Source organism: Sphingomonas sanguinis NBRC 13937 (assembly GCF_001591005.1).
Taxonomy (GTDB): Bacteria; Pseudomonadota; Alphaproteobacteria; order Sphingomonadales; family Sphingomonadaceae; genus Sphingomonas; species Sphingomonas sanguinis.
This window is the reverse complement of record NZ_BCTY01000001.1, coordinates 256,565-282,393: the sequence shown is the minus strand read 5'-3', so window position 1 is coordinate 282,393 and position 25,829 is coordinate 256,565. Positions and strand designations below refer to the sequence as shown.

The window sequence follows — 25,829 nt, the reverse complement described above, 5'->3', positions numbered from 1 at the left end:
GCTGGCGACCCCCTTCTCTTGTAGAGATGCTCTCTACAAGATCAGCGAGGGGCCACATGATCGAGCAGCATGTCCAGCGCCATCGTGCGTTCGCGTTCGGTCAGCCCGAGCAGACCGCGTTGCGCATAGCGGATCTGGCGGCCGCCCTGCTTGGGTGCATCCATGGCACCATCCTGATGGATCGATGCGACGACCGAGGCGCGGCCGGTGAAGCCGATCCACGCCTCGGTATCGGTCGCGCCGGAGCGCAGGAACCGGGTGGAGCGAAGCTTGCGAAACATCGCTTGGCGGCGCAGATTGGCGCGACGGCGCAGGCGACCGGCATTCTTGTTCTGATCCTCGGGCTCGACTGGGAGCCAGCGGTCGACCTTGTCCCAGAAAAACGAACGGATCGCGCCCACCTCGGCATCGAAACCGGTCAGGAGGGGCCCCTGGCGCACCCAGGATTTCATGAAAACCGCGCGGGGGTTGGCGTCCCCCTTGGGATACAGAAACTTTACCGCATAGTTGCCGGGGCGCAGTTCGCGGCGCGGGCGGCGGGCCTCGAACGCGGATCCGTCAGGGTTCTGCTGGCGGCCGATCCGTTCCGACTGGGTCGCACGCAACGCGCGTGCCAGCTTGCGGAGCAGGGCGCGCCGATCGGCGCCGGACAGGCTTTGCAGGAGGTTGCCCGCCAGCGCCTCGATGGGGGCGAAGTCGTCGCTCATGACCGGCTGGCGACGATCGCCGTCATGCCCGCGACCAGGTTGTCCGCCAGGCCGGTCCACAGGCGCGCATCCTCGGCGCCGGGAAAGTGATCGGGGGGCAGCTGGTCCGCCAGATGTTCGATGGTCACGCCGCCCGCCACCCGCGTGACGCGGACCAGCTCGGTCAGGTCGATGGTGATCGACAGGTCGTGCAGATCCGTGGCCAGCCATTCGCTTTCGAAACCGAACGGCTCGCTGTCCTGGCGCTGGAGCAATTCGGGCTGGTTATCGGCGATCCAGGCGATGATTGGCACAATCACCGCGTCCTGGTCCCCCGCATAATCCTCGATCACCAGGTTGAGGGTGAAGCGATATTCGAAGGACAGGTTTCCGGCCCGCACCGCGACCCGCCCGCGATCGACAAAGCTGGCGAGCTTGGCGGGATCGTCCGCCAGTGAGGGCACGGCGCGGACGAGCAGAGCGCGCAGCGATTCGACCTTGCGCATTACGGCCGCACGCTGGTCAGCGGCGCAGCGTCGACGGCGCGGAGGAACGGGATCAGAGACTTTACGGCAGTCACCGGAATTGCGGCGGCCTGCTGCGCGCCGGAGCCGGGATGGGTGCCGTCCGCGCTGTTGGTCGAGGACACGATCGTCCCGGCAGCATGTGCCCTTTTCGTCGCATAGTAATGAGGCGGCTTCACCGTGTAGGAACCGTCACCGTTGTTGACCATCGACGTGCCGATGTGCGGGCCCACCTCCATGTTCGCGGAGCCTGGTTCGAACACCAGATAGTTGCCGCTCTGCGGCGCGACGCTGGAGGTGAAGCGGATCCCGGCGCCGCTGATGTCGGTCCCGCTTGCAACCGCCGCGACGAGCGTTCCTCCGCCAGCGGAGGCGAGGGGCGTCAGTTTCCATTTCGGCACGCCGGTCCCGTCGTCGGGGGCTTGATAGGCGGCGCGCAGGTCGACCGCCAGGGCGAGCGGGGCGGGCTGGGTCATCAGCCAGTTGTTGAACGTCTGAAGCGGTGCCTGGCTGGTCAGGCCGTTGCCCGTCTGCGAGGCGAGCGAAGTACGCACCTGGGTGGCGTCCGAAGTGCGCGGGGTCACGGTCGACTGGATGATCGGCACGCCAGGAAAGGTTTGTGCGAGGAAGCGCCACCAGGCGAGGGCGCGCGCCTGCATGTCCGCGACCGCCACGGCCGGGTCGGTCCCGTCCGCATAGGGCATGGCGGAGAAATCGTTGCGGAGGCCCTGGCTCCAGATCGTCGAGAAGGGCCACGCTTGACCACCGTTCAACGTGTTGCGGATATAGGCGAGCAGCTTGTAGCGGAGCCCGAAACGGCCATCGGTCAGGTCGATGAAGTCCGCCATCTGCGAACCATGATGACCGAAATTGCCGACACCGAAGCGGCCCGGCCCGCCATCGTCGTCGAGGCCGCGCGTGATCCCGCCGATCATCCCGCGCGCGCTGGCGAGTTGTGGAATGTCGTCCTGCTGGGTGATGCTGTCCCCCAGCTCCAAAACCGAAGGCTGTCGCGACCAGGGGACGAGGACCGCGATAGGCGAATAGCCGTTGGTCGTGTTGGCGGTCAGCCCGACGCTGGCGATCGAGCCGCCCGCCGCATAGGTGGCATTGGGGGCCGCGAGGTGACGACGATATTCGCCAAGCTGGCCCATGCTGGTGAAACCGCGCGGGCGGGCGGCGCCCATCGCCGTGGTGATCGAACTGCGCACCCAACCGCCTGGCCAGGCGGTGGGCAGGGGATCGCTGATCGCGAAACCGCCATCGCCCATCACCACGCTACCCGCGCCACCAAAGGTCACGACGACGCGGGTGCCGGTCCCATTCGCGCCGGTGAAGGCGACGACATAGTCGAGGGTGTTGGTGTTGCCCGGCCTCAACTCGCGTGCGGTGCCAGGCGCACGGGTGTTGGGGTCGAGACCGAAATTGACGAAGACCAGGCGCATCCCCGCCGGTTGCGCGGGGAGATACAGGTCGGACAGCTCGGTCAATCGGTTCGCGTCCGACGCGGCCATCCGGTACAGATCGGCGCCGACGGTGTGGAAGTTCGATTGTCCGAAGTACCAGGCGGGGAGAGTCGGGGTTCCGGCGGGTTGCCCCGCGCCATAAGCGGCCGGGGGGCCACCCAGGATCTGCGCAGCGGCCGGGACCGCCAGGAGGAAGGCGACGAGCGCCGCCAGGATCTTCTTCATGGTCAGGGAATCCGTGCCAGAGTGACGTTGCAGCCCGTCGCACCGGTCAGCACCACGTCGACGATCGCGTTGGTGCCGAAGGCAACGAGCGTCCCGCCCCCCGTGTCCGCCGTCATCTTGGTGACCATCGCCACCATGGTGACGCCGTCCGACCCGCGATAGCGAAGCGTGACCGATCCATAGCTGGCGCAGGATTGCGCCAGGACATAGTTGCCGCCCCAGAGCGCAGCCGGGGGCGCGACAAGATTGTTGATCGCCAGGCTGAATGTTTCAGCGCGGTTGGTGACCGGCATCGGCGACGTCGCGGTGACCGGTTCGCAGGCGCCGTTACCCAGGCGGACGCACGGCGCCTGCATCGGCGCGAAACCACCCGGCGCGCGGACGTCCTTGGCGACCTGGGCAGCGGCCGGGGTGGCGACGAACGCCGCGGCGATCAGGATCAAGCTGCGGATCATGCGGGCACCCGGTTCAGGCTGGCGCTGGCGCCGGTCGTGGCGACGAGGACGATGCGTACCACCGCGTTAGCGGGCAGGCGGACGTCGACCGGGCGATCGGCGCCGGTCACCGACGCGATCGGCGTCCAGGTCCCGTCACCGCGCTGCATATCCAGGCGGATTTCGCCATAGACGGTCGCGGTGGCGTCGAGCTGGTACGCGCCGCCCGCCACCGTCACGGCCGGGCTGGCGGCGTTGGCGGTGGCCAGCACGAAGGTTTCGCGAGATCGGTCCGCCGTGCGGTCGTAGATCGCCCGGCGCTGTTCGATGGTGGATGCGGTCATGGTTGCTCCTTGCGCGGGCAGGAGCCCGGCGCGATCCAGTTGGTCAGGCGGTCGAGACGATCGGCGTTGACGCCCGCCGCACGCGCTAGGCCGATCAAGCCACGGCGCCAGGTGGCCGGGACCGTGGCGGCAAGCGCGGGATCCTCGACCAGGGCGGCGGGGCGTTCGGCACAGGTCATCAGATCGGCGGGCGGGCGGGGCGGCTCGATCGCGACGGCGACGGGGGCGGGGGGCGTCAGGTCACCGCGCCGGGCGGCGCAGCCCGGCAAGATCGTTAAGAGCAGCGATCCAGTCAGCGCGGACGTGATCGTCCGCATCGGCATCCGCATTGGCTTTCTCCATTCGGGTTTGGGCCGCGCTCGCGCGGGCGATGGCGGCGCGCGCGGCCTGGGCATCGGCGTCGGTCAGGCTGTTGACGCGAGCCATCGCGGTGGAGATCAGGCGCGCCGTCTCGCGATCGGTCGCTTCGCGATCGGTGCGGAGCTGGCGCGCGCGATCGGCGCAGGCGGTGCCGGGGCCGCGCGGATGCTTTTCCTGCCAGTCAACGCCCACGGCCGTGCAGACCAGCTCGGCGCGGTGGATCGCCTCGTTGCGGTCGCGCTCGGCGTGGCGCGCCTGGACATATTGCCAGGCGGCGACGCTGGCGGCCGCGAGCAACAGGATGAAGCGCAACTCGTCCTTCAGGCCACCGAACAGCGACTTGATCCAGGCCATTACGGTTCCTTTCCGTTGAGCATCATCGCCTCGAGACGGACGGCGCGGGCACCGACCTGGCGATGCCAGAGCGAGGCTTTCATCCCCGCCGTGGCGCCCGTCCAATCTTCCGAGCGGATCTTCGGCAGCGTATTGACGAAGTTGCGCAGGCCCGCGCCCTTGGTGGTCTTGGTCGGAGGCCAGCCGATCCCCAGGTTGAAACACATGTTCAGCATCACGCGCTGGCGGACCGGATCGAGGTGTCGCCACCAGGGCAGGAACAGGTCGAGATCCGCCTCTGCACTGGCGAGATCGTTGACGAACAGCGCGTCGGACTGGGCCTGGGTGATCCCTTTCGCGATGCAGCTCGCGACGGTGATGCCCAGCGCGGCGGTTTCCTTTGCCGAGATGCCGACCGTATCGAGGTTCCGGCCCTTGCCGATCGTTCGAAACCCTTGCGAGCAGCGATAGACCTCCAGCTTGTCGCCTTCGTCGCGCGCGATCTCGCGCGCCAGGCGGGCACGATCATAGGTCACTTGGCGTCCTTCTTTCCGATCAGGCGATCGACCAGGATCAGGAGAAGCGGCGCGCGTTCGACGAGCCCGGCGATCAGGTTCGGCGTCGCCTTGAAGGCGGTCATGCCGACGACGAAGCCGACGGCCTGGAGCAGATAGTCGTCCCAACCGGTCAGGCTGTTGGCGACATTGCGCGCGAAATAGCTGACGGTGATGCCGACCATCATCTGGGTCACGCGCTTCGACCAGCTGAGGCCCTGTTCGTAGACCAGGCTGACCGCCGCGCCCGCGACGCCGGGCATGAGGGTGATGAGGAAGGCGAGCAGCGCATCGCCCGCGTCGTGGATGAGCTTTTGCATGGTCAGGTCCAGAGCTGGACGACATCGCGTTGCCGGTTGGCGGGCGGCGCGTCGGGGAGAGTGACGGGGGTTCCGATCGGCAGGATCGGGCCCAGCTGTGCGAGGCCGGGATTGGCATCGAGCACGGCGGGAAGGTCGTCCGGCCCGAGGCCACGTTCGCGCCAGATCAGCGCGTCGAGCGTGTCACCGGCGCGGGCGCGAACCTGGTCCATCAGATCAGTTCGACGGTCATGCGACCGACGTCCAGGATCTCACGGACCGCATGGACGGAATCGCGGCGCAGCTCGGCGACGGTCGGGTCCAGCTGCTCGGCGGAGCGTTCGCCACGGCCGGTCAGGTCGACGTCGACGTAACGCTCGACGATCTCTGCCTTGGCGGCGGTGAAGACGGCGCGGCGGTAGAGGATCACCAGCTCGGACGCGCCGTCGACATGATCGGCGGGGACCTCGTCGAGGGTCGCGAAGCCTGCCGCCGCCTGTTCGGCGCGCCATTCGCTAAGATCGCGACGGACGCGGATGATCGCGGCGATCAGCGCCTGGCGGACGCGCGCGTCGGTGATCGCGTTGGCGTCGACACGCTGTTCCTGGCGAAACAGCGTGGGGTCGATCGCGGGAAACCATCCGCCGCTGGGGATCGGCGCGACCGGGGCGGGCGCGGGGGCGGGATCGCCCGGTAGGACGGTGGCCAGGAAGGTCGTCGTCATGCGGCCGCGCCGATGACATGCGCTGCCAGCGCGGCGCCGGTGGGCGTCAGGACGAGGCCGATCGTGAAGACCAGCGCCCACAGCGCGCAGCGGATCCGCGCGCGCGGGATGGGAGGCAGGCCGATGGTCGCGGGGTCGAGCTGGCACGCGAAGGCCATGGCACCGGCAAGGGCGGCCCATGCCCCCAAGCCCTGGCACATTACGGCAATGACGATCAGGAGCGAGGCGAGCATGGGCGGGCTTTCTTGGGAGATCCAGGGGTGGGGATCGGGTCCGTGGCGGCCCTCAGGTCCGAAGACCCCTCTCGCCACGCGCGATCCGCCCCCGGCGCCGGGGGGCGAGCGGGTCAGCGACGCGAGCGGTGGCTCGGTCGGTAGCTGGTGGTGGTGCGGGTGACGGTGCCCCCGCCGAACAGGCTGCGACGGGTCTTGGTCGTGACCGTCCGGGTGCGCGACGGGCCGTAATAGGCGGCGCTGCGATAGTCGTAGCGGGGGGCGTGGTGGATCACGGTCGGGCGTGCGGACCCGCCGGACAGCTGCGACGCCAGCGCGGCACCCGCCAGGCCACCGACCAGATAGTCCTTAACATCACCGCCCGAGTTGACGACGGCGGTACAGGTCACCACGTCCTTGGCGCCCGCGCATCGTTCCTGCGGCGTGGGGCCGCAGGCGGTGAGCGGCACGGCGACGAAGGCGGCAAGCAGAAGGGTAATCCGGGTCATACGCATATTACGGCTCCTGGGGTTGGGTGGCGTCGTTCACATCCTTCGCGGGCGTGGACTCGACCGAGACCGCGTTGACCGCCGGGGCGGCATGATGAGCGTCGGTCCCGCCGACGCCGGTCGGGATGGAAAGGCTCTCGGTCGAAGGCTTGGGCAGCGACTTTTCGAGCCGCTGGATGACGGACTTGACGCCGATACGCGGATCCAGCTCGACCGCCTGGCGCAGGCGCTCGATGGCGGCGGTGGCACCGGCAGCGCGATCGGTGGATCCTTCGGGCAGCGCCTCGCACGCGCGGACCAGCTCGGCGCCGATGGCCTTGACCATCTTGGCGCGGGGCTGGTCGTGCATGTCGATGCCGTCGACCAGGTCCTCGACCTGGCGCAGGACGTCGAGGGGGAAGGGGACGCCCTTGACCTGGTCGCGGATCGCGGCCTCGGCAATCTCTTCGAGGATCAGGGTCGGGGCGTCGCGTTCGTAGCGGGCGGGGAGCGCCACGTCGTGGCGCAGGACGTGCGCCGCCAGGCGCAGCGCCAGCGGCCATTGTGCGGTATCGATCGCCCATACCATCACCGTCGGCAGGATTTCGCTAGCGAGCGAAGTGGCCAGCTTGCCGCGCTCCACCGCCTCACCAGCCGCCAGTTCTCCTTCGATCCAGGACAGATATTCGGGGATCATCTGGCGCTTGGCGACGATCTTATTGGCGACCGACTTGATGTCCTTCAGGCGGCGCAGATCATGGGTCAGGCGAAGCATGATCTGCTTTGCAGCGACCTCGATGGCGGGCGTGTAGGCCAGGGTTTCCGGCCGGAAGTGGGCAGGGGTGAGCCCGCCACCGTCAGGAACGGACGCACCGGCTGCGGCGATGAGCGACATGACGTGGTCGCGGGTCTGGCGAGCGAGGCTCATGGGCGTGTCCTGGGTGGCGGGCTACAGGGGGGAAGCAGAGAGGGCGGTTAGGCCTTCTTCTTCTGCTCGATGTTCTCGATCAGGACGGCGCAGCCATAGTCCTCGACCACATAGCTCTCGTTCACCGACTGATAATCGGCGACCTGGTCGAACTCCGGCTCTTCGCGGATCGTGCGACGGCGCGACCCGTTCTGGACGTAGATCGACAGGTTCTCGAGCTTGGTGACCAGGATGGCATTGGCGGGGAAGAACGGGACCAGCACGGCCGTCTTGCCGCCGACCTGCTTGGGCAGCGTCAGGATGCGGTTGCGCGCCTCCATCTCGGTTGCACGGTCACCGGCCGCGTTGATGACGTTCAGGAAGCGATCCGATACCAAATCGCGCCCGACGATCACGACTAGGTCGGTGTCGTCGCGATGCCATTCATCCATGTTCTCGATCGCGTCGGTGACCAGCGCATCGATGTTCGTATAGTCAACCTCGACACCGACTACGCCGAGTGCGACATAGATCTTGCCACCCGCCGTCACGCGGCCGGTCGTGGCGTCGCGGGTCGCCGGGGTCAGCGCGCCGCCCGCCATGTGGCGCATCGGCGCGTAATAGCGGATCTTGTAGAGCCAGCCGAAATGGACGTCCTGGAGCAGCGGGAAGGCGACGATGTCGGTGTTGTCCGCCCGCGCGACGCCGTTCCAGCCGATCATGATCCGGTCGCGGCCCTGCTGCGCGACGATCGAATTGCGATACAGCGTCTGGAATTCGGGCTTGTGGGCCCACATGTCCAGCTTGCCATATTTGATGGCGGTGTCGGAATTGGTCTGCGCGCAGAAATAGCGGCCCCGGTCGCTGGTGTCGGTCGGGTCGATCGGCTTGCGGCGGACGCCGGTCCCGCTGTTGGTCAGCGTGCGGCTGGCGATCGGGCGGGTGACGCCCATGCCGACCTTCGCGCCTTCCTGCGCATCGACCGGGATGATGTTGATCCTGCCGAGGAATTCGCTCGACTGCTGGATAACCTCTTCCAGCTTCTGTTCGACCACGGGCGCGACGGAGAATTGCTTCTCGCCACGGACGACGTCGACCTCGACGCCATTGATGGTCGCGATCTGGCCAAGCATCGTGTTGAATGCGACGCGGGTGGTGTTCTTCATGGGAGGCGGGTCCTGTTCTTTACGGCGGGGAGGGCGGGGCCGATCAGCAATCGGTCAGGATGGTGGCGTTGCCGCCCGTGGCCGGATCGCGCGTGAAGTTGCCGCTCGGCTCGGTTTCAAGGCGCTGGGTCAGCGAGGTGACCTCGCCACGGATGGTCGAGACATCGCGCTCGACCTTCGCGCTGAGCGCAGTGATGCTGGCGTTCACCAGTCCCAGGCCTTCGATCACCTGCGAGAAATTGTCGTTCGCGGGCGGGTTCGACGTCGTCGCCGGAGGGGCGGGTGGCGCGGGTGGGGTGGGGGCGGGGTTGCCACCGGTCCAACGGCTGAAGAACGACGCCATGGCGGCAAAGGCCCCGGCTGCGGCCGCATCCTCTTGAATGATGACGGCGGGCGGCTGGATCGAGAACAGGTTTTCCTCGGCAGCGCCAAAGAAGTTTGACGGGTCGGACTTGCGGGAATCCCACATCGGCTTGAAAGCGGAGAATTTCAGCGCGTCGGTCCCGAGCGATGCGGGGTTGTCGGTGATCGCGACACCGACGAGACCGAACCGGCCGGTCTTGGCGAAGTTGGGTTGAAACTCGGACGAGGTGAAGATTTTCTGATCGGCCTTGACGGTGGCGACCATCTGATCGTTGGCGTCGAATTGCGCGAACAGGGCGCGGCGGACCTGCTTTACCCCGCCGATCGTGATCTCGCGGTCCTCCGCCTTCAACGCGACGACCGAGCCATAGGCGTTGAACGGACCTTCGGGGCTGAAGCCCCGGATATGTTCGCAGTTGATGCGCGCCGTATAAGTGCCGGTGTTATAGTCGGCTGCCGACTGGTCGATCATGTCGCGGGTGATGACGCGGTCATCGGTCGCGGTCGCACCTTCGACGGCGATACAGAAAAAAGGGGTCTTGGCCATGATCGGTCGGGTCCTTGGCGGTCGGTTCGGGCGAACGGCCGGGCAGGGCCGTTTTGACCAGGTGAACAGGGGCCAAGGGGCGCGGGCGCGCAACGCGGCGCTCTTGTAGAGACGGTCTCTACAAGAGCGAGAGGGCGCAGGGAGGGACGGGCGGTGGTTACCGTCCCCCTCGATGGACAAGCTCCCACCCGATCACGGCATGCCGCTTCCGGCATCGACGATGCCGATCCCCGTCGACGCAAAGCGCCAGGCGCGCAGCCTGTATTGGCGGGGGTGGGGGGTCACCCAGATCGCGGACGATCTGGGGCTGAAGCGTGCGACCGTCCAAAGCTGGAAAGATCGTGACCGCTGGGACGAGGCGCCATCGCTGTCCAAGATCGAGGACGCGCTGGAATGTCGCCTCAACACGCTGATCGCGAAGGACCACAAGACAGGCGGCGATTTCAAGGAAATCGACCTGCTGATGCGCCAGGTCGTGGCGGGTGCGCGGGTGCGACGTTACCAGGCACCGGGCGGCCATGAAGGCGACCTCAATGAGAAGGTCGCCAATCGCAATGCCGGTGAGCGCAAGGCCAAGGATCCACCGAACCACTTCACAGCCGAACAGATCGCGCGGCTGGAGGAGATTTTTCACAAGGAGAATTTTGAATATAACGAGTTGTGGTGGGAGAACCGCGATCAGCGAACCCGCATGGTCCTCAAGTCCCGCCAGATCGGCGCGACCTTTTATTTCGCGCGGGAAGCCTTGCTCGATGCGTTGAAGGGCGGCGGTAACCAGATATTCCTATCCGCGTCGAAAAATCAGGCGCACGTCTTCAAGAAATACATCATTCAGTTTGCCGCGCGCGTGGGCGTCAAGCTGAAGGGCGATCCGATCGTCGTATCGGCGGAGGGCCTGCCCGAGGACAAGCCGACTGCCGAGCTGATTTTCCTCGGCACCAATGCGCGCACGGCGCAGGGCTATACCGGCAATTTCTATTTCGACGAGTTCTTCTGGACGTTCGGTTTCGACGAGCTGAACAAGGTCGCCAAGGCTATGGCCAGCCACAAGCACTGGCGTAAGACCTATCTGTCGACGCCGTCGACGGTGGCGCACCAGGCCTATTCGCTGTGGACCGGCGCGGCGTTCAACCGGCGTCGCAAGAAAGAGGTCCAGGTCGCGATCGACGTCAGTTATGAGACGCTGAAATCGGGTCACCTCGGCGCCGATCGGATCTGGCGCCACATGCTGACGCTGGAGGATGCGGCGCAGCAGGGTTGCGACCTGTTCGACCTGGCGGAGGTGAGGGACGAGAACGCGCCGGACGAATATGCGAACCTGTACGGGTGCCAGTTTGTCGACGACAGCCTGTCCGCGTTTAAATTCAACGAGCTGCAACGCTGCACGGTCGACGCGGATGTCGACTGGCGCGACGTCAACCTGTTGTCCGACCGCCCGGTCGGCAATCGGGAGGTGTGGGCGGGCTATGATCCGCAGGAGAGCACGGACGGCGATAATGCCGCGCTGGTCATCGCGCTCCCGCCTGACGGGCCGGACGGCAAGTTCCGGCTGCTCGAAAAGCATCAGCTGCGCGGCGCCGATTTCCAGGAGCAGGTGGAATTTATCCTGGCCCGGCTCAAGCGCTACAACTGCACCTATGTCGGGGTCGATGCGTCCGGGGTGGGCGCGGGCGTCTATCAGATCCTGAACGATCGACACCGCGGCGTCGTGAAGATCCAGTATTCGCTCGAGGCGAAGACCCAGATGGTCATGAAGGCGCAGCACACGATCTCGCGCGGCCGCGTCGAGTTCGACGGTGGCTGGACCGACCTGCAATCGGCGTTCCTGTCGATCAAGAAGGCTCTGACGCAGTCGGGCAAGGCGATCACGTTCAAGGCCAGCCGCGCAGACGACACCGGCCATGCCGACGTCGCGTGGGCCGCGATGCATATTTTCATCAATGAACCGCTCGACGGTCAGTCGCGACCCAAGACGCGCATGGAGGTTATCGGTGACGAAGAAGACCAGGCCCCGTCGTATGACGGCTTCGGAGACGAGTTCGGCGGGCCATATGGCTATCTCCGACGCCACCACTGCCGTGGCGGTCGCAGAACAGCGGGGCGTCGAGGCGTTCACGTTTGGCGACCCGGAGTCGGTCCTGGACCGGCGCACCCTGCTCGATACGGTCATGCAGGTGTATCGCAACGATCGGTGGTACGAGCCGCCGCTATCCCGCGACGGCTTGGCGCGGTCGTTCAACGCATCGCCGCATCATAGCAGCGCGATCCTGCTCAAGCGCAATATCGTCGTCTCCGAGCTGGCGGCGACGCCGTATTTGTCGAGCGCAGTGGTCGAGCGGATCGTCCAGGACTTCCTAGTGTTTGGCGAATGCTATCTGCTTAAGATCGCCAACCGGTTCGGGGGGCTGGTCCGTCTGGACTATCTCCCCGCCAAATACATGCGGCGCGGGGTGAAGCCCGGGGTGTTCTGGTACGTGCCCGGCGGATCGCCGGAGGTCGAATATCCGGCCGGGGCGGTGATCCAGATCATGCAGCCCGATATCAACCAGGAGATCTATGGATCGCCCGAATATATCTCGGCGATCCAGGCGGCGCTCCTGAACGAGGCGGCAACGCTGTTCCGGCGCCGCTATTATTTGAACGGCAGCCATGCTGGGTATATCCTCTATGCGACTGGCGATATCGATGAGCGGGACACCAAGAAGCTGCGCGCAGCGCTGCACGCGTCGAAGGGGCCGGGCAATTTCCGCAATTTGTTCGTCCACGCGCCGGCGGGAAAGGAGGGGAGCCTGAAGATCATCCCGGTTGCCGAGCAGGGCGCCAAGGACGTTTTTATGGACATTAAGAATGCGACCCGGGACGACGTCCTGGCGGCGCACCGGGTACCGCCCCAGCTGCTTGGCATCGTGCCTGCGCAGGGATCCTCGTTCGGAAGCCCGAAGGATGCGACCGGCATGTTCTGGATGCTGGAGATTATACCGCTGCTGTCGAAGTTCCTGCGGATTAATGATGAGGTGTTATTAAATGTAGTCGTCACCAGAAGATCAATTGAGAGTGTTGAAATTCTTTAAGACTAATAATTATCTATTTGATGAATTAAAATATGCGTATTATGCTTTGTTAATTGCAAAATTTCACTCACATTTACCCAGTTACATGAATGCATAGTATGATGCTATGATATATATGATGCGAATCAGGAAAGGGTTAAATTCATGCAACTCGATCATAGCAAAGTCAATGTTGAAGATAGAGAAAAATTGAATATTATTTCTAGAAATATTTACAGTTTAGAAAGTTTAACTAAAGAGTTTGCTTCTTGTTTAGACTTAACGCTGACCTGTAACAGCATTATTGATAAACTTTATCACGATAGGAAAAAAGATATCGCTGAATATGATCAGGTCGGCCCAGATGGCTACATAAATGACGCGAGCGCGTGGAGTAAATACCGTGAGCAGCAAAATAGATATGATGGATGGGCAAGGATAGCGGTTCGATCTGGTGCGCTTGCTGCGTATGGCTATCAGGAGGTTATGCAAAGTCTTAGTAATAATATTGCACAATGTCAGAGCGTTGCTGTAGCTATAGATCGTAGCGAACAAGGGAGGATAGTAGAATCATTTAAAAGGGCATTTCCTACAATTTCCGGTGCCCGCACGTCTGCAGCTCATCCAGGAGAGTTTGGTTCGACTAGTAACAAAATCGACAAGCACGTATTAAAGTCGTCAATTACTACAGATAATTATAGAATTAATGGAGATGGAATAAATTTTTTTATCGACGGTGATATTCAATTTGATGGGAACGGAGCAACTTATACAGCTACCTTCAAGGGTAAAATGGTTGAATACAATCTACGAGTTGAATCATTAACGACGCTGCGTCAGCTAACCGAAAGGTGGAAGAAGTTATTTTCTATGTTTGATCCCTGGCATCGGGATTGAGATTTTTCATGAATATGGATTTGTTAAATCTCGATCGAACTAAATCAAAAAGATAAATCGGAATTTGATTACATAGCTTAATTGGTCATCAATGTATAACTAATGCAAACAATAGAAGGCTAATAATCAACATTTTAGCGACGAATTTCTCATGTATTATGATTGTAAATAACGAAAAAGGTTGAATGTTTCTTGTTCACGCAGTGGCAATTGGCACATCCGCAATGTTAGTTGTCCAAGCAGGTGACCGCATATCCGATCGAAGCTGCCATTGGCGCCGGAAACCTTGACCAGCCGTCACGATCGTCAATTTGCCGAACCGACCATTCACTTGGTCGAGCGCGGCCATCAATCGGTCGCGCCGGTCACTGTCGCCTTCGAATAGCGTACGTGGTCGCTCGCTGGCGATCGTCAGATCGTCCAGGAGGATCCCGGCCTTCGTGTATGCATAGCCGTCCCGCCAGGCGCGCTCTGCACAGCGCCTGGCGGCCGCGATCAGCTCCAAGCTGTCGCTGGTCATCGGGTGGAGGGTAGTGGCCCTGGAACCTGCATATTGCGGCCGGTCAGGCTTGTGGCGATTGGTATGAAAGAACGCGGTCAGCCTGCCCGCGACCAGGCCGTGTTGGCGCAGCTTTTCCCCGGCGCGCAGCGCGTATTGCGACAGCGCGCCCATCATCGCGTCGAAATGGGTAACCGGCGTGCCGAACGACCGGGTGACGGCCATGCCCTTGCGAGTGGGCTCGACCGCCTCGATCGCGTTGGACGGGACGCCGCGCAACTCGGCGACCAGGCGCTCTAAGACGACGGTGCCGACCCCGCGCGCCTGTTTCATCGGTATATCGCGCAGCGCGGCCGCTGTCGTGATCCCCAGCGCCGTCAGCTTCATGGCGGTTGCGCGGCCGACGCCCCAAACGTCCTCGATCGGAAAGGCGTGCATGACGTCGTCGCGCAGGCGATCGTCGCGTAGATCCGCGACGCCGCCGAACCCAGGCTGTTTCTTGGCGGTGGCGTTCGCCAGCTTCGCCAGCGTCTTGGTCGGGGCGATGCCGACACAGGTAGGGATCGCGGTCCAGCGCAGCACCTGGTCGCGCAACCGATGGGCATGGTCGACCAGGTCGCGGTCTTCGAAACCCGCCAGGTCGAGGAAGATCTCGTCGATCGAGTAAATCTCAAAATCGCGCACGAATGATTCACAGGCCGCGACGACCCGGCGCTGCATATCGCCGTAGAGCGCATAGTTAGAAGACCGGACGCGGATCTCGTGCTGGCGGATCAGGTCGCGCAGATGGTGCAGCGGATCACCCATCTTGATCCCCAGTGCCTTGGCCTCGGCGCTACGGGCGATGGCGCAGCCGTCATTGTTCGACAGGACGATGACCGGCACGCCGATCAGGCTGGCGTCGAAAGCCCGTTCGCAGCTGACGTAGTAGTTATTACAGTCGATCAGGGCGATCGGGGTGGTCATACGACCCTGCGCGCCACGCCCACCACCACACCCCATATGTCGACATACTCGTCGACGAGGATATGTGAGAAGCCCTCGGCTTCGGGGACCAGCCAATAGCGGCCGTCGAGTTTCTTCAGACGCTTGAGGGTGCGGTCTCCGTGCACCAGCGCCACCACGATGGATCCCGAGCGCGGGCGCTTGGCGCGGTTGACGACGATCAGGTCACCGTCGGTGATGCCAGCCCCCACCATCGAGCCGCCCTCGACGCGCATGATGTAACTGGCGGCTGGTTGCTCGACGAGCCAGGCACCCAGGTCGATGGGCTCCTCCATGTCGTCCTGGGCCGGAGAGGGGAACCCAGCGGGCGTGCGACATAGGAGCATCTGCACCTCGCGCGGCACCAGGTGGTAGGGGATCTCACGCAGTTGCATCGACGTTCCAGCGACTCAATTAAGCTGCCATCTGGAACATAAATAGAACATCGGTCAACGTCCGCGTTAGTGTCTCATTTTCAGCCGCTTTTTGCAGGCCTAATAGTATACTAAAATTAAGTAATAAAATTATAAAATGTGGCAAAAATGTTACAATGTAATTTTATTATACGATTTTGTTCGATTTCGTCGCGACCCCGATTTCCGCGCAGGACCCCCCGCCTCGCCCGCCTGCTTTTTGGGTCGCTTTTGATGCAGTCTCAACATTTGATGCAGCCCGGTTTTCCGGGGTACTGAGAGGCGAAACTAGCGCTCGGCCGGTGATGCATCCTGATGCACCCAGATACGCTTGGCGGCCCTGTGTGGGGAGGCGTGCAAAAGCCGCTTGCTGCTCCCCAGGCAGCACCGCGTCGGCATAGCCGACGCACCCGCCCGCCGGATCTTGGCGAGTGGGAACGGTGGTTCCGCTCGGGTGAGGCGGGGGGCATCCATCTAACAGCGCAACGCGTAGCGTTTCCTTTTATTCTTAGATCTTCCTCCGGGTAGTGGGCAAATTATGTACTCGCGCTAGACACAGGAAGGTCGCGGCGATCGATCCCGGCCGCGACCCCCGCAAGCGCCGCTGCCAGGGCGGGGTCGCTAGGCCACGCGGGCTTCGCCACACCGGTTGAGCCCCGCAACTTCTTCAGGCCAATGGTCACCAGATTCTGAAATGCGCCCTTGGCCTCGTGGACCAACTGCTCCCCCCACGCGAAGAAATATGCGTTCGAGGTCTGCTCTAGCTGCGGCCCGGCTTGCCCTTCCGACCCCTGCTTGGTTTTCGTGCGGCGTACCCAGCAGACGAAACCAAACTGGCGAAGGCGTGCGAGGGCCGCCTTAACGAACCCCTCGCTCTTGCCGACGGCGCTGACGATCGTTTTGATGCGCGGGAAAAGCTCACCGGTGACGTGATTGAACCGATCGAGCAAATAGGCGAGGACCGCGCGGTCGTCGCCATGCAGCCGCTTGCGCGGATCGGTGACGTCCTCGCGCTTGCCAGCACGGCGATCGGCCCGCTCCTGACGCAGCTGCACGCTGTGCGATTTGTAGAGCTTGTCAAAGGCACACAGGGCCGCACCTTTGAACACGCTCCATTTGCGACGATCGCCGTCACCATGGCGGCGCCAAGGCTTTGCCTGGCGACTGTCCTCGTGAAAGCTGCCGCGACGTACCGGATCAGTTGCATCACCCTCTTTACGATGGCCGGGCGTGGTTGAAAGAATGGAAGCGGCAAGCTGGCCGAAACCGGCCGCCATTATGACGCCACCGCATGGAAAACATCTTCTGCGGAATTGTTGTAAGTTGTTGAAGTTGTGTCGGACGATTTCGTCGTATTCTGCAAAGAGATGGCGGAAAACTTAGACTTAATGCGGTTTTTGGTACCGTCATACGCAGGTTCGAATCCTGCCGCCCCAGCCAAGCTTTTCTAAGGGCTTGGTGAGTTGTCCAATAGTTATACACAGGCCGTTCTGCACTTTGCGGCGTAGGAATTGTCTTAGGGAGGCAGGGGCTGGAGGATCTAATCCTCTCTCCCCGATCATTCAGATGACCTTGGAATCGCCTCCGAAAGGAGCTTTCGGCCACCCGCATGCAGGTTCCCGGACTTATTTCCCGACGCGCGGGGTTCTGAACCCTATCAACCTCTGAGGCTGCCTTCGCACGTCGCGCGCCGGGTACGATCCGCTGCATATTAGGTACGGTGTAATTCGAAGTCGCGCCAAAAGTTCAAACCCGCCCAATACAAACGAACCTAAGGCGGCAGACTGGCTAGCCGCCTATAGAAACTATCGGCTCGACTCTTATCATTTCCTGTGGCTCATTCTTGATCAACAAGGAGAGATTCGTGCCGAGCAAAACAACGACAATTCAATATCGCCAGATGAAGACTGACGAGCTGGGTGAACACGCTGACCTGAAGGCAATGTTGGTCGATGTCCTTCGGCGGCGGCGCTGGGATACCAACGCCAAACATCGTATCCTGGATATCGACCAAGACCAGAGCTTCGTCATTCTCAACAAGCTGACCGATCCAGGCACCTGGGACGGCCCTATCTTTGCTGGCCAGCTCATACAGCTGCAGGAGGGATCTGATGTCCAAGCTGTGACCCAATCTTTGGATGAAGACACGGCTGAATTTGTGCTGCAGAACTTGAATGTCGGCGAGCGCACGCGTGTTCTGAAGGGAGCCTTATATTTTGCTGTGATCGGCAATCACGTGGGCTTGATCGAAGGTCAACAAGTCCGGGGGCGAACCCTCGAGCGCTACCTCACCGCGCTCCTACAAAAGGCTGATGAACTGGAGCCGGGGCGCGCCATCATCCTCAATGGGAAATTCCTCGCGGGTGACGGAAAGGAGCTCGATGAGTCGTCCGAGATTACCGTCGCCGCCACACCAAATCGGAGCGATGAGCGGCCGGCGCGCCAGCGTGACGGCGGCGCTGAAATCGCGGGACGTGAGGCCGGCGCAGCCCGCGATGAGGGGGCGACCGTCTTCGACGTGTTGCGCATGCTCGGATGGAGCAATGAGGCTATCACCAGCCTCAAGGGCGAGGTACCTGACGATGGTTGGATCGAAGGGTACTTCAAGGTTTTCATCAAGGAGCGCCGCAGGAAGAAGGCGATTTCGCGCGCTACGATCAATGAGGCATTACGGAATATCGATGCGTCCGACTTGGGGTTGCGAGGCAATGGTTCGGAGAAAGGTGGCATCGTGAAACTGTCCGTGCAAAGGCAGGTCGAAACGCAGCGCTCGCTTCTCGACCCGGCCAGTGCTATGGAACAGATTGTGAACGCTTTGCGCGATTGGGCAGCAACTGGGAAGATTGATTGCAGGTTCGAAGGGTAGCTTGGCTGGGCTTAGCGGCATCAGCCGCAGTCGGAGCCTCGTTGTCGCCGGGCATATTGTCGGGCGACGCCAGCCATATGCTCGTGACATTTCTCGGACTTTTCAGCGCCAGCCTATTGCCGACTATTACTTTGCTCGTGAATGGGATGACGGCCAGCGGTCGGTCGGTACAGTCAATAGAGAAGCTCGACACCGAGATTCGATTGGCGATGGATGCGCTTTTCTTGATGTTCGGGTGTACCGCCATCGCGTTCGCTGGGCTGATGGCGCTGTCGGTAGAGCCGCCTTCGATATTAGTAAAAGTACCGTACCTAACGACGGAAATCCTACCACGGGCAGCGGCTGCAATTGTGTTAGCAGCCGTATCGGCAATCATTGCTCGAGCTGGACAAATCCCTGCAATCCTCCGGCGCGCGCTGGCTATGCGGAAAGAAATTGCGGTTGAAGAGGCCAGGCGCAAGCTGTTGGAAAAGGCCCCTGATGCCTCGTCCATTCGTGCTTCGTTCGCATCTCATCCCGACTTTGGAAAAGTTATACCGCTTGAGGATGTGCCGGGGCGTGAGCCTCATTGATCGGCAATCGTGCTGCGTTACGGCAGGCCTTGGCAGCGGCGGAAAGAGCCAACCCGCAAGTTGCGGCGCGCGTGAGGTAGGACGTCCCCCCATTGACACCTTGATGTTCCGGTCTTCTAGCAAACTGCCTATTGCGTGTTTCTCGCCCTCGATCACCGCTGGCCAAGAAAGAACCGCTTGCTCTCCATGGAAGCCTCGCTGCACGGCGGCATCGCCACGTTGCTCGCACTGGCGATTGCGCTATTCCTCAGCGAAGCACCGACCCGCGCTGGTCGCTACGGCGCGGCCCTGGCATTCGCCGCGCTGCTGGCGGAGGTGGCCGGCTTGCCTTTCATGCAGGGCTTGCCGATGCTCAACGCGGTGCTGCAAGTTGCCGGATCGGCGAGTTTGCCGCTGTTCTGGCTGTTTGCCCGTTCGTGGTTCGATGACGATTTCCGCCCGGGCGTTGCCGAACTGGGCCTGGCGCTGGGTTATCTCGGCGTCAGCGCGGCCGTGATCGGCGGCGAGCGGGGGACGCATGCACCGCTCCATCTGCTCGATGGGCTTCTGTACGTCGCGGGCATAGCCCTCACCGTCGATGCGCTGCGCCATGCCTGGCAGAACCGCGCGACCGATCTAGTGGAGGCGCGGCGGCGCGCGCGCGTGGCGTTCGTCGTCATCGTCACGATGGTCGTGCTCTGGACGATCGGCGCGGAGGTCGTCGGTCGGGTCTTCGGCAGCTTTGCCATGGCCGGTATCGCGAGCGCGATCGGCATGTTGATGGGGACGTTCGGTCTCGCGCTGCTGCTGTTCGGACTGCGGCATCGGGACATGTTCGCATCCGCCGCGCCCGACAGCACGCTGCCCCTAGTGATCGCCACCGATCCGTCCCCGCCGCAGGAGCAGGACGAGCCGCTCGCCCGTGCGCTCGATAGGGCGATGATGCAGGACCGCCTGTACCGCGAGCCCGAGCTGACTATCGGTGCGATCGCCGCGCGGCTCGACGTGCCCGAATATCGCGTCCGTCGGCTGGTGAATGGCCGTTTCGGGCATCGCAACATCAGCGACTATCTGAACGGACTGCGCGTGGCCGAGGTCTGCGCTGCGCTGGCTGACCCCGAACAGGCGGACGTGCCGATCCTGACCATTGCGATGGACGCAGGGTTTGGCAGCCTGGCGGTCTTCAACCGCAGCTTCAAGGCGCGGCAAGGCGAGACACCCAGCGCCTACCGTCGCCGCCATCTGGGGACTCCGCCCCTGTCGGACTGATGAATTTCGAAATCGATCGGTCAAAATCGGAAATCCGGGAGGCGCGGCGCGTCACACCCGGCATGGCGCGCCCGTTCCGCTTTCTGGAGGCCGTCATGCCGTTTGTTCGCCATCGTCACTTCGTCGCGCTTCTGCTACCCCTGTCCGGCTTGTCCGCCTGTGCGTCGCCGCCGTCACAGCAACCCGATCGTGATACGGCGATCGTCGATGTCGTGCCCGTTCATGCCGCGGGCGGCGCGCTTCGCCAGTTCAGCGGCGTCGTGCGCCCCTATCGTGAGACGATGCTCGCGTTCAAACGGCCCGGAAGGGTGCTGACGCTCACCGTTCAGGTCGGCGATACGGTGCGCGCCGGTCAGGTGCTGGGCCGCCTGAGCAAGGCCGAAGCCGACGCCGGAGCGGCGCAGGCCGAGGCCGAGCTCGCCGCCGCCACCGCCGATGCGCGGACAGCGCAGGATGCGGCCGACCGGTCGCGCGGACTGGACGGCGTTGGCGCATTGTCGAGCGCCGAGGTCCGCCAGCGGGCACTGGCCGCCCGCGCGGCGGCCGCCAAGGTCGCCGCTGCCGCTGCAGTCGTTCGGCGCAGCCGCGACATGCTGTCGGACGCGATGCTGGTCGCGCCGCAGGATGGGGTCATCACCGCGCGCCTCGTCGAACCGGGCAGCGTCGTCGAGGCGGGCAGGGCGGTGCTGAAACTCGCAAGCGGCGCGCCCGAGGTGGAGATCCACGCACCGGCCGATCTGCGCCTGACGTCCGGGATGATGGCCGATGTCGGCATGCCGAGCCGCGCAGACACGTTCACCGCCCGGCTGCGCCTCCTCGCGCCGGAGGGCGATCCGACGTCGCATCTGCGCGATGCCCGCTTCGTCCTGAGCGGCACGGGATCGCCACCGCCCTACAACAGCATGGCCACGCTTACCCTGCGCACCCCCACGCCGGACCAGCAGGTCCGCGTCCCCCTGTCTGCCATCGGCGATGCGGACACGCGCCCCTATGTCTGGACGCTGCAGCCCGACAGCCACATACGGCGTCAGCCGGTGCGGATCGCGTCATGGCTGGGGCGCGATGCGCTGGTCACGGGTCTTCGCGATGGCCAGTCGATCGTCGCTACCGCCGCCGACACGCTGGTCGACGGACAGAGCGTGGTCGATGCCGGTATCGAGCCGGGGTTCCACTAAGCCATGGACCGGCTCAACCTCTCCCGCTGGGCGATCCGGCACCCCGCCCTGGTGGGTTTCCTGATCGCGCTGCTCTTCGTCGCGGGCGCGGCGCAGTTCCTGGCGCTGGGGCGCAACGAAGATCCCGGCTTCACGCTGAAGGAAATGATCGTTTCCGCTCGCTGGGACGGCGCGACCCCGGCGCAGATGCAGGCGCAGGTCGCCGATCCGGTCGAGCGCACGCTACGCGGGATCGACTATCTCGACTATCTCCAGACCTATTGCCTCGACGGCGCCTGCGTCATCACCGTCGAGCTGAAGGACGCAGCCCCTCCGGGACAGATCAAGGATGTCTGGCAACAGGTCCGGCGCAAGCTGAAGGACATCGAGCCGGCGTTGCCGGGCGGCGCTTCGCTGGCGGCGAGTGAGGACAATGCCGACGTCTATGGTTACGTCTTTGCCCTGACCGGCGCGGACAATGCCCGGCTTGTCCGGCTGGCGGAGCAGGCGCGCGATACGATGCTGCGCGTACCCGGAGCGGGCAAGGCCGAGATCATCGGCGAACTGCCTCAGCGGTTGTTCGTCGATGTCGACCCGCGGCGGCTGGCGGGCATGGGCCTGTCGCCCGGTCGCCTGGCCCAGGTACTGGCGCAGCGTCAGGCGATTGCCCCGGCGGGCGGCGTGCAGGCCGCGATGCAGACGCCCGTACGGTTGGACGGCGAGGTGGACGACGTTCGCGATCTGGAAAGCGCGTCGATCCCGACGCCGTCCGGCGCGATGCGTTTGGGTGATATGGCGACGGTGGCGCGGGGCTTTGCCGATCCGCCCGAGGCGGTGGTGCGCCATGACGGCCGGTCGGCGGTCATTCTGGCGGTGTCGATGCGGCCGAGCGCGGACGGACTTGGCTTCGGCAAGGCGATCCGCGCGGCCGCCGAGCAGGTTCGGCGCACGCTGCCCGCCGGTGCGCGGCTGACGCAGGTCGAGGACCAGAGCGCCAATATCCGCGAGGCGGTGAACACCTTCCTCATCAAGTTCTTCTGCGCGTTGACCGTCGTGCTGGTCGTCGCCTTCGTCACGCTCGGCTGGCGGACGGGGATCGTCGTGGCGCTATCGGTGCCGCTGACGCTGGCGATCGTCGCTTTGTACATGGGGGTGGCGGGGATCGGGCTGGAGCGGATTTCGCTTGGCGCGCTGATCCTCTCGCTCGGCCTCCTGGTCGACGATGCGATCATCAGCGTCGAAGCGATGGTGGTCCAGATGGAGCAGGGCGTCGATCGGCATCAGGCCGCAGCCTATGCCTGGACGCACACCGCCTTTCCGATGCTGACCGGCACGCTGATCACCGTCGTCGGCTTCCTGCCGGTCGGTCTCGCTCAGTCGACGACCAGTGAATATGCGGGCGGCATCTTTTGGGTGACGGGATCGGCGCTGCTGGTCAGCTGGATCGTCGCCGTGGTCTTCACCCCGTTCCTGGGCGTCAAGCTGTTGCCGGACATGGCGCGGGGGCAGGGCCATGCGGCCGGGCCGGCCGGACTCTACCGGCGACTGCGCGCCGCGATCGAGTGGGCGCTGAACCGGTGTTGGCTGGTCGCTGGCATCACGATCGCGTTGCTGGCGGTCGGCCTGCTCGGCGCGACACGCGTGCGGCAGCAATTCTTTCCCTATTCCGACCGGCCCGAGGTGATGGTCGACCTCGCGATGCGGCCGGGCAGCTCGATCGAGGCGACCGCGGCGGCGACCCGGCGGCTGGAGACCCTGCTGCACGGCGACTCGCGCATCCGCAGCGTGGACAGCTTCGTCGGTCGCGGGGCGCCGCGCTTCTACCTTCCCTATGGTCCGGCCTTGCCCAATCCGGCGAACGCGACGGTGATGCTGGTGGCCAGCGATCTGGCGGCGCGCGATGCGCTGATCGAGACGCTGGAGCGGATGCCGGGCATCCCGGGCGCCAGCCTGCATGTGCGTCGCCTGTCGCTGGGGCCGAGCCTGGGATCGCCGGTCCAATACCGGGTGACCGGGCCCGATCCCATCCGCTTGCGCGCGATCGCTCAGCGGATCGCGGCGGTGCTGCGCGCCATCCCATCGTCCACGGCGGTTCAGATCAACTGGGGCATCGCCGCACCGGTCGCGCGCTACCGGATCGATCCGGCGCGTGCGGCGGCGCTGGGGGTGGACCGGGCGCAGGTGGCGAGCGATCTTGCCGCCACGTTGTCGGGCGCGCCCGGCGGCGCGGTGCTGCGTGGGACAAAGCGGATCGATATCATAGTGCGCGGTCGGGCCGAGGATCGGCACGACCTGGGCGGTCTGATCGACATGCCCGTATCGACACCGCACGGCATGGTGCCGCTGAGCGAGGTCGCAACGCTGTCGCCGACCACCGAACAGCCGATCGTCTGGACGCGCGATGCCGCGCAAACCATCACGGTGCAGGCCGACATGATCGGCGACGTCCAGGCCTCCGAAATCGTCGACGCCGCCGCTTCGCGCATCGCCGCCATCCGCGCTGCGCTGCCGCCCGGATATGACATCGCGGAGGGCGGCGACGGCGAATTGTCCGCCGACGCCAACCGCGCGATCTATCGTCTGCTGCCCGTCACGATCGGGATCATGCTCGTGCTGCTGATGATCCAGTTGCAGAGCCTGCCGCGAACCCTGCTGGTGCTGGCGACCGCGCCGCTGGGGATCATCGGCGCGGTGGCGGCTCTGCTGCTGACGGGCGCGCCGTTCGGCTTCGTCGCGCTGCTGGGGCTGATCGCGCTGGCCGGGATGATCATGCGCAACACCATCATTCTGGTCGATCAGGTGGAGATGCACCGGGCCGAGGGGATGACGGTGCGTACCGCGGTGATCGAGGCAACGATCGGCCGCGCGCGCCCCGTGGTGCTGACCGCCCTGGCCGCCGTGCTCGCCTTCATCCCCCTGTGCTTCAACATCTTCTGGGGGCCGATGGCGATCGTGATGATCGGCGGACTGATCGGCGCGACCATCCTGACCTTGGTCGCGCTGCCCGCTTTCTACCTCTTGCTCTTCGGCCGCGAGGATACTGCCAAGGAGACCGCGCATGATTGATCGTCGCACCGTCGGCGCGGGCTTGGCTGCGCTGCTGCTGCTGGGCGGCTGCACGGTCGGCCCGGATTTCCATCCGCCCCTCGCCGACCTGCCCGCGCGGTGGCCGGGGAGCGTCGCAGCACCGGCCCAGCCGGATGCGCCTTGGTGGCGCAGCTTCGGCGACCCGCTGCTCGACCGGCTGGAGGATGAGGCGCGCGCCGCCAATCTCGACCTGCGCATCGCCGAGGAGCGGCTGGTCGCGGCGCGGATCGCCCGCGACGCCAAGCATGCCGACAGCCTGCCGCAGGTGGGCGCACAGCTCGGCTATAGTCGCAACCGCATCGGCACCGCCGGGCTGGCCGGCGTCCTGGCGCCGCTGCTGGGCCAGTCGCCGAATGCCGCCGACGCTACGATCCCCAAGGGCTATGCCTTCGATCTCTACCAGACCGATATCAGCGCCAGCTGGGCCATCGACCTATGGGGCAAAACCCGGCGCGAGGTGGAGGCCGCCACCGCCGGGGCCGCGCAAGCGGACGCCGCCACCCGGGGTGCGCGGCTGTCGGTCGAGGCAGCGGTCGCGCAGACCTATTGGCAATGGCGCGGACTGGTGGAGGAGCGCAGGCTTGCGCTTCGCGAGCAGGCGCTGGGCGACCGTACGCTCGCCATCGCCACGGCACTCCAGACGCGAGGACTGGCCACCGGCATCGACGTTCGCGCGGCGGATCGGGAGCGGCGGGCGAGACAGGATGCGCTGCTGACGCTCGACGCTGATATCGCGCGCACCGCCCGCGCCTTGACGGTGCTGGTCGGCCGCAACCCGGATACGCCACCTCTCGACGCGACCGATCGGTTCGCTATGCCGATGCTGGCCGCCCCCGCGCCCGGCATTCCCAGCGATCTCGCCCGCCGCCGACCGGACATTTTGGCCGCGGAGGCCGCGCTGCACGCGGCAACTGCCGCGATCGGTGCCGCGCAGGCGGATTTCTATCCCAGCCTCAACCTCTCCGGCCTCTTCGGCATCGACGTGTTGAACCTGGCCGATTTCGGGTGGGATGCGCGTACCACCGGCGTCGGCCCGGTGCTGTCGATCCCGATCTTTGCGGGGGGGCGGCTGCAACGCCAATTGTCGCTCCGTCGATCCGAAGAGCGCCGCGCCGCCCTTACCTATCAGAAGACGGTGCGCGATGCCTGGCGCGAGGTGGACGATGCGCTGGCCATGGTGCGGACGCTCGACCGACGGCGGGTGCTGGCGACGATCGACAGCCTTGCCCAAACGCAAACCGTGGCCGCGATCGAGGCGCGATATCGGCGCGGCGACATCGCCGCCGGGCCGCTGATCGAGGCGCAAGCCGCACAGACCGCCGCCGAGCGGGCGCTGCTCCGCCAGACCATCGCTGGCGCGCTCGCCCGCATCCAGCTGCACGTCGCCCTCGGCGGCTGATCGAAAGGTTCTTCCTGTGTCGAAATTT

The 25,829-nt window shown here is 64.4% G+C and carries 28 protein-coding genes; 9 read left to right on the top strand and 19 right to left on the bottom strand.

Annotation, left to right across the window (positions count from 1 at the left end; all coding sequences use genetic code 11):
- Positions 1 to 41 precede the first annotated feature (41 nt).
- The 16 genes from SSA01S_RS01225 to SSA01S_RS01150 all read right to left on the bottom strand — a co-directional run bounded on the left by SSA01S_RS01225 (position 42) and on the right by SSA01S_RS01150 (position 9,632).
- Entirely contained in the window at positions 42 to 707 is a 666-nt protein-coding gene (locus tag SSA01S_RS01225) for a phage virion morphogenesis protein (protein WP_061778825.1), read from the bottom strand.
- Positions 704 to 1,192, bottom strand: coding sequence for a phage tail protein (locus tag SSA01S_RS01220; protein ID WP_061778824.1), 489 nt, complete (start codon positions 1,190 to 1,192; stop codon positions 704 to 706). The genes SSA01S_RS01225 and SSA01S_RS01220 overlap by 4 nt, the downstream gene beginning before the upstream one ends.
- The gene (locus tag SSA01S_RS01215; RefSeq protein WP_061778823.1) at positions 1,192 to 2,901 is read right to left on the bottom strand and encodes a hypothetical protein; all 1,710 of its coding nucleotides are present in this window, start codon (positions 2,899 to 2,901) and stop codon (positions 1,192 to 1,194) included. Before SSA01S_RS01215 ends, SSA01S_RS01220 begins: the two co-directional genes overlap by 1 nt.
- A gap of 2 nt (positions 2,902 to 2,903) precedes the next feature.
- Positions 2,904 to 3,356, bottom strand: coding sequence for a hypothetical protein (locus tag SSA01S_RS01210; RefSeq protein WP_061778822.1), 453 nt, complete (start codon positions 3,354 to 3,356; stop codon positions 2,904 to 2,906).
- The gene (locus tag SSA01S_RS01205; protein WP_061778821.1) at positions 3,353 to 3,679 is read right to left on the bottom strand and encodes a hypothetical protein; all 327 of its coding nucleotides are present in this window, start codon (positions 3,677 to 3,679) and stop codon (positions 3,353 to 3,355) included. Before SSA01S_RS01205 ends, SSA01S_RS01210 begins: the two co-directional genes overlap by 4 nt.
- A complete protein-coding gene (locus tag SSA01S_RS01200; protein ID WP_061778820.1) occupies positions 3,676 to 3,948 on the bottom strand; it encodes a hypothetical protein in 273 nt (90 codons plus the stop codon). Before SSA01S_RS01200 ends, SSA01S_RS01205 begins: the two co-directional genes overlap by 4 nt.
- Positions 3,920 to 4,393 (bottom strand): hypothetical protein, encoded by a 474-nt coding sequence (locus SSA01S_RS01195; RefSeq protein WP_061778819.1) that lies wholly within the window; start codon positions 4,391 to 4,393, stop codon positions 3,920 to 3,922. The genes SSA01S_RS01200 and SSA01S_RS01195 overlap by 29 nt, the downstream gene beginning before the upstream one ends.
- Positions 4,393 to 4,908: a glycoside hydrolase family protein gene (locus SSA01S_RS19960; RefSeq protein ID WP_061778818.1), complete on the bottom strand. Its 516-nt coding sequence runs from the start codon at positions 4,906 to 4,908 to the stop codon at positions 4,393 to 4,395. The genes SSA01S_RS01195 and SSA01S_RS19960 overlap by 1 nt, the downstream gene beginning before the upstream one ends.
- On the bottom strand, positions 4,905 to 5,246 hold the full coding sequence (locus SSA01S_RS19955) for a hypothetical protein (protein ID WP_061778817.1): 342 nt from the start codon (positions 5,244 to 5,246) through the stop codon (positions 4,905 to 4,907). The genes SSA01S_RS19960 and SSA01S_RS19955 overlap by 4 nt, the downstream gene beginning before the upstream one ends.
- Positions 5,247 to 5,248: 2 nt before the next feature.
- Positions 5,249 to 5,458, bottom strand: a complete 210-nt coding sequence (locus SSA01S_RS01180) for a tail protein X (RefSeq protein WP_061778816.1) — start codon at positions 5,456 to 5,458, stop codon at positions 5,249 to 5,251.
- The gene (locus SSA01S_RS01175; RefSeq protein ID WP_061778815.1) at positions 5,458 to 5,949 is read right to left on the bottom strand and encodes a head completion/stabilization protein; all 492 of its coding nucleotides are present in this window, start codon (positions 5,947 to 5,949) and stop codon (positions 5,458 to 5,460) included. The genes SSA01S_RS01180 and SSA01S_RS01175 overlap by 1 nt, the downstream gene beginning before the upstream one ends.
- Entirely contained in the window at positions 5,946 to 6,182 is a 237-nt protein-coding gene (locus tag SSA01S_RS01170) for a hypothetical protein (RefSeq protein ID WP_061778814.1), read from the bottom strand. The genes SSA01S_RS01175 and SSA01S_RS01170 overlap by 4 nt, the downstream gene beginning before the upstream one ends.
- Before the next feature lie 113 nt (positions 6,183 to 6,295).
- Positions 6,296 to 6,676 (bottom strand): hypothetical protein, encoded by a 381-nt coding sequence (locus tag SSA01S_RS01165; RefSeq protein WP_061778813.1) that lies wholly within the window; start codon positions 6,674 to 6,676, stop codon positions 6,296 to 6,298.
- Position 6,677: 1 nt separating this feature from the next.
- Positions 6,678 to 7,577 carry a phage terminase small subunit gene (gpM, locus tag SSA01S_RS01160; protein ID WP_061778812.1) on the bottom strand — a complete coding sequence of 300 codons (900 nt, stop codon included), beginning with the start codon at positions 7,575 to 7,577 and terminating at the stop codon, positions 6,678 to 6,680.
- Positions 7,578 to 7,624: 47 nt separating this feature from the next.
- A complete protein-coding gene (locus tag SSA01S_RS01155; RefSeq protein WP_061778811.1) occupies positions 7,625 to 8,722 on the bottom strand; it encodes a phage major capsid protein, P2 family in 1,098 nt (365 codons plus the stop codon).
- Positions 8,723 to 8,765: 43 nt separating this feature from the next.
- Positions 8,766 to 9,632, bottom strand: a complete 867-nt coding sequence (locus SSA01S_RS01150) for a GPO family capsid scaffolding protein (RefSeq protein ID WP_061778810.1) — start codon at positions 9,630 to 9,632, stop codon at positions 8,766 to 8,768.
- Positions 9,633 to 9,804: 172 nt separating this feature from the next.
- Between SSA01S_RS01150 and SSA01S_RS01145 the strand changes: the two genes are divergently transcribed.
- From SSA01S_RS01145 to SSA01S_RS19390, 3 genes are all read left to right on the top strand, one after another.
- Positions 9,805 to 11,889, top strand: coding sequence for a terminase large subunit domain-containing protein (locus tag SSA01S_RS01145; protein WP_244885505.1), 2,085 nt, complete (start codon positions 9,805 to 9,807; stop codon positions 11,887 to 11,889).
- Complete coding sequence (locus SSA01S_RS01140) at positions 11,855 to 12,703, top strand: phage portal protein (protein ID WP_244885502.1); 849 nt, start codon at positions 11,855 to 11,857, stop codon at positions 12,701 to 12,703. The genes SSA01S_RS01145 and SSA01S_RS01140 overlap by 35 nt, the downstream gene beginning before the upstream one ends.
- Positions 12,704 to 12,847: 144 nt before the next feature.
- Positions 12,848 to 13,579 (top strand): hypothetical protein, encoded by a 732-nt coding sequence (locus SSA01S_RS19390; protein WP_156477605.1) that lies wholly within the window; start codon positions 12,848 to 12,850, stop codon positions 13,577 to 13,579.
- Positions 13,580 to 13,775: 196 nt separating this feature from the next.
- Here SSA01S_RS19390 and SSA01S_RS01135 read toward each other — a convergent pair whose 3' ends face one another.
- From SSA01S_RS01135 to SSA01S_RS01125, 3 genes are all read right to left on the bottom strand, one after another.
- On the bottom strand, positions 13,776 to 15,044 hold the full coding sequence (locus tag SSA01S_RS01135) for a Y-family DNA polymerase (RefSeq protein ID WP_061778808.1): 1,269 nt from the start codon (positions 15,042 to 15,044) through the stop codon (positions 13,776 to 13,778).
- The gene (locus SSA01S_RS01130) at positions 15,041 to 15,457 is read right to left on the bottom strand and encodes a LexA family protein (RefSeq protein WP_082794854.1); all 417 of its coding nucleotides are present in this window, start codon (positions 15,455 to 15,457) and stop codon (positions 15,041 to 15,043) included. The genes SSA01S_RS01135 and SSA01S_RS01130 overlap by 4 nt, the downstream gene beginning before the upstream one ends.
- 554 nt (positions 15,458 to 16,011) lie before the next feature.
- Positions 16,012 to 16,752 (bottom strand): helix-turn-helix domain-containing protein, encoded by a 741-nt coding sequence (locus SSA01S_RS01125; RefSeq protein ID WP_156477604.1) that lies wholly within the window; start codon positions 16,750 to 16,752, stop codon positions 16,012 to 16,014.
- 566 nt (positions 16,753 to 17,318) lie between these two features.
- Here SSA01S_RS01125 and SSA01S_RS01120 point away from each other — a divergent pair.
- The 6 genes from SSA01S_RS01120 to SSA01S_RS01095 all read left to right on the top strand — a co-directional run bounded on the left by SSA01S_RS01120 (position 17,319) and on the right by SSA01S_RS01095 (position 25,801).
- Positions 17,319 to 18,341, top strand: a complete 1,023-nt coding sequence (locus SSA01S_RS01120; RefSeq protein WP_061778806.1) for a hypothetical protein — start codon at positions 17,319 to 17,321, stop codon at positions 18,339 to 18,341.
- A gap of 77 nt (positions 18,342 to 18,418) precedes the next feature.
- The gene (locus tag SSA01S_RS01115; protein WP_061778805.1) at positions 18,419 to 18,913 is read left to right on the top strand and encodes a hypothetical protein; all 495 of its coding nucleotides are present in this window, start codon (positions 18,419 to 18,421) and stop codon (positions 18,911 to 18,913) included.
- 186 nt (positions 18,914 to 19,099) lie between these two features.
- On the top strand, positions 19,100 to 20,161 hold the full coding sequence (locus SSA01S_RS01110) for an AraC family transcriptional regulator (protein ID WP_240954740.1): 1,062 nt from the start codon (positions 19,100 to 19,102) through the stop codon (positions 20,159 to 20,161).
- Positions 20,161 to 21,336 carry an efflux RND transporter periplasmic adaptor subunit gene (locus tag SSA01S_RS01105; protein WP_244885499.1) on the top strand — a complete coding sequence of 392 codons (1,176 nt, stop codon included), beginning with the start codon at positions 20,161 to 20,163 and terminating at the stop codon, positions 21,334 to 21,336. Before SSA01S_RS01110 ends, SSA01S_RS01105 begins: the two co-directional genes overlap by 1 nt.
- Before the next feature lie 3 nt (positions 21,337 to 21,339).
- Positions 21,340 to 24,381, top strand: coding sequence for an efflux RND transporter permease subunit (locus SSA01S_RS01100; RefSeq protein ID WP_061778803.1), 3,042 nt, complete (start codon positions 21,340 to 21,342; stop codon positions 24,379 to 24,381).
- Complete coding sequence (locus tag SSA01S_RS01095) at positions 24,374 to 25,801, top strand: efflux transporter outer membrane subunit (RefSeq protein WP_061778802.1); 1,428 nt, start codon at positions 24,374 to 24,376, stop codon at positions 25,799 to 25,801. Before SSA01S_RS01100 ends, SSA01S_RS01095 begins: the two co-directional genes overlap by 8 nt.
- Positions 25,802 to 25,829 lie beyond the last annotated feature (28 nt).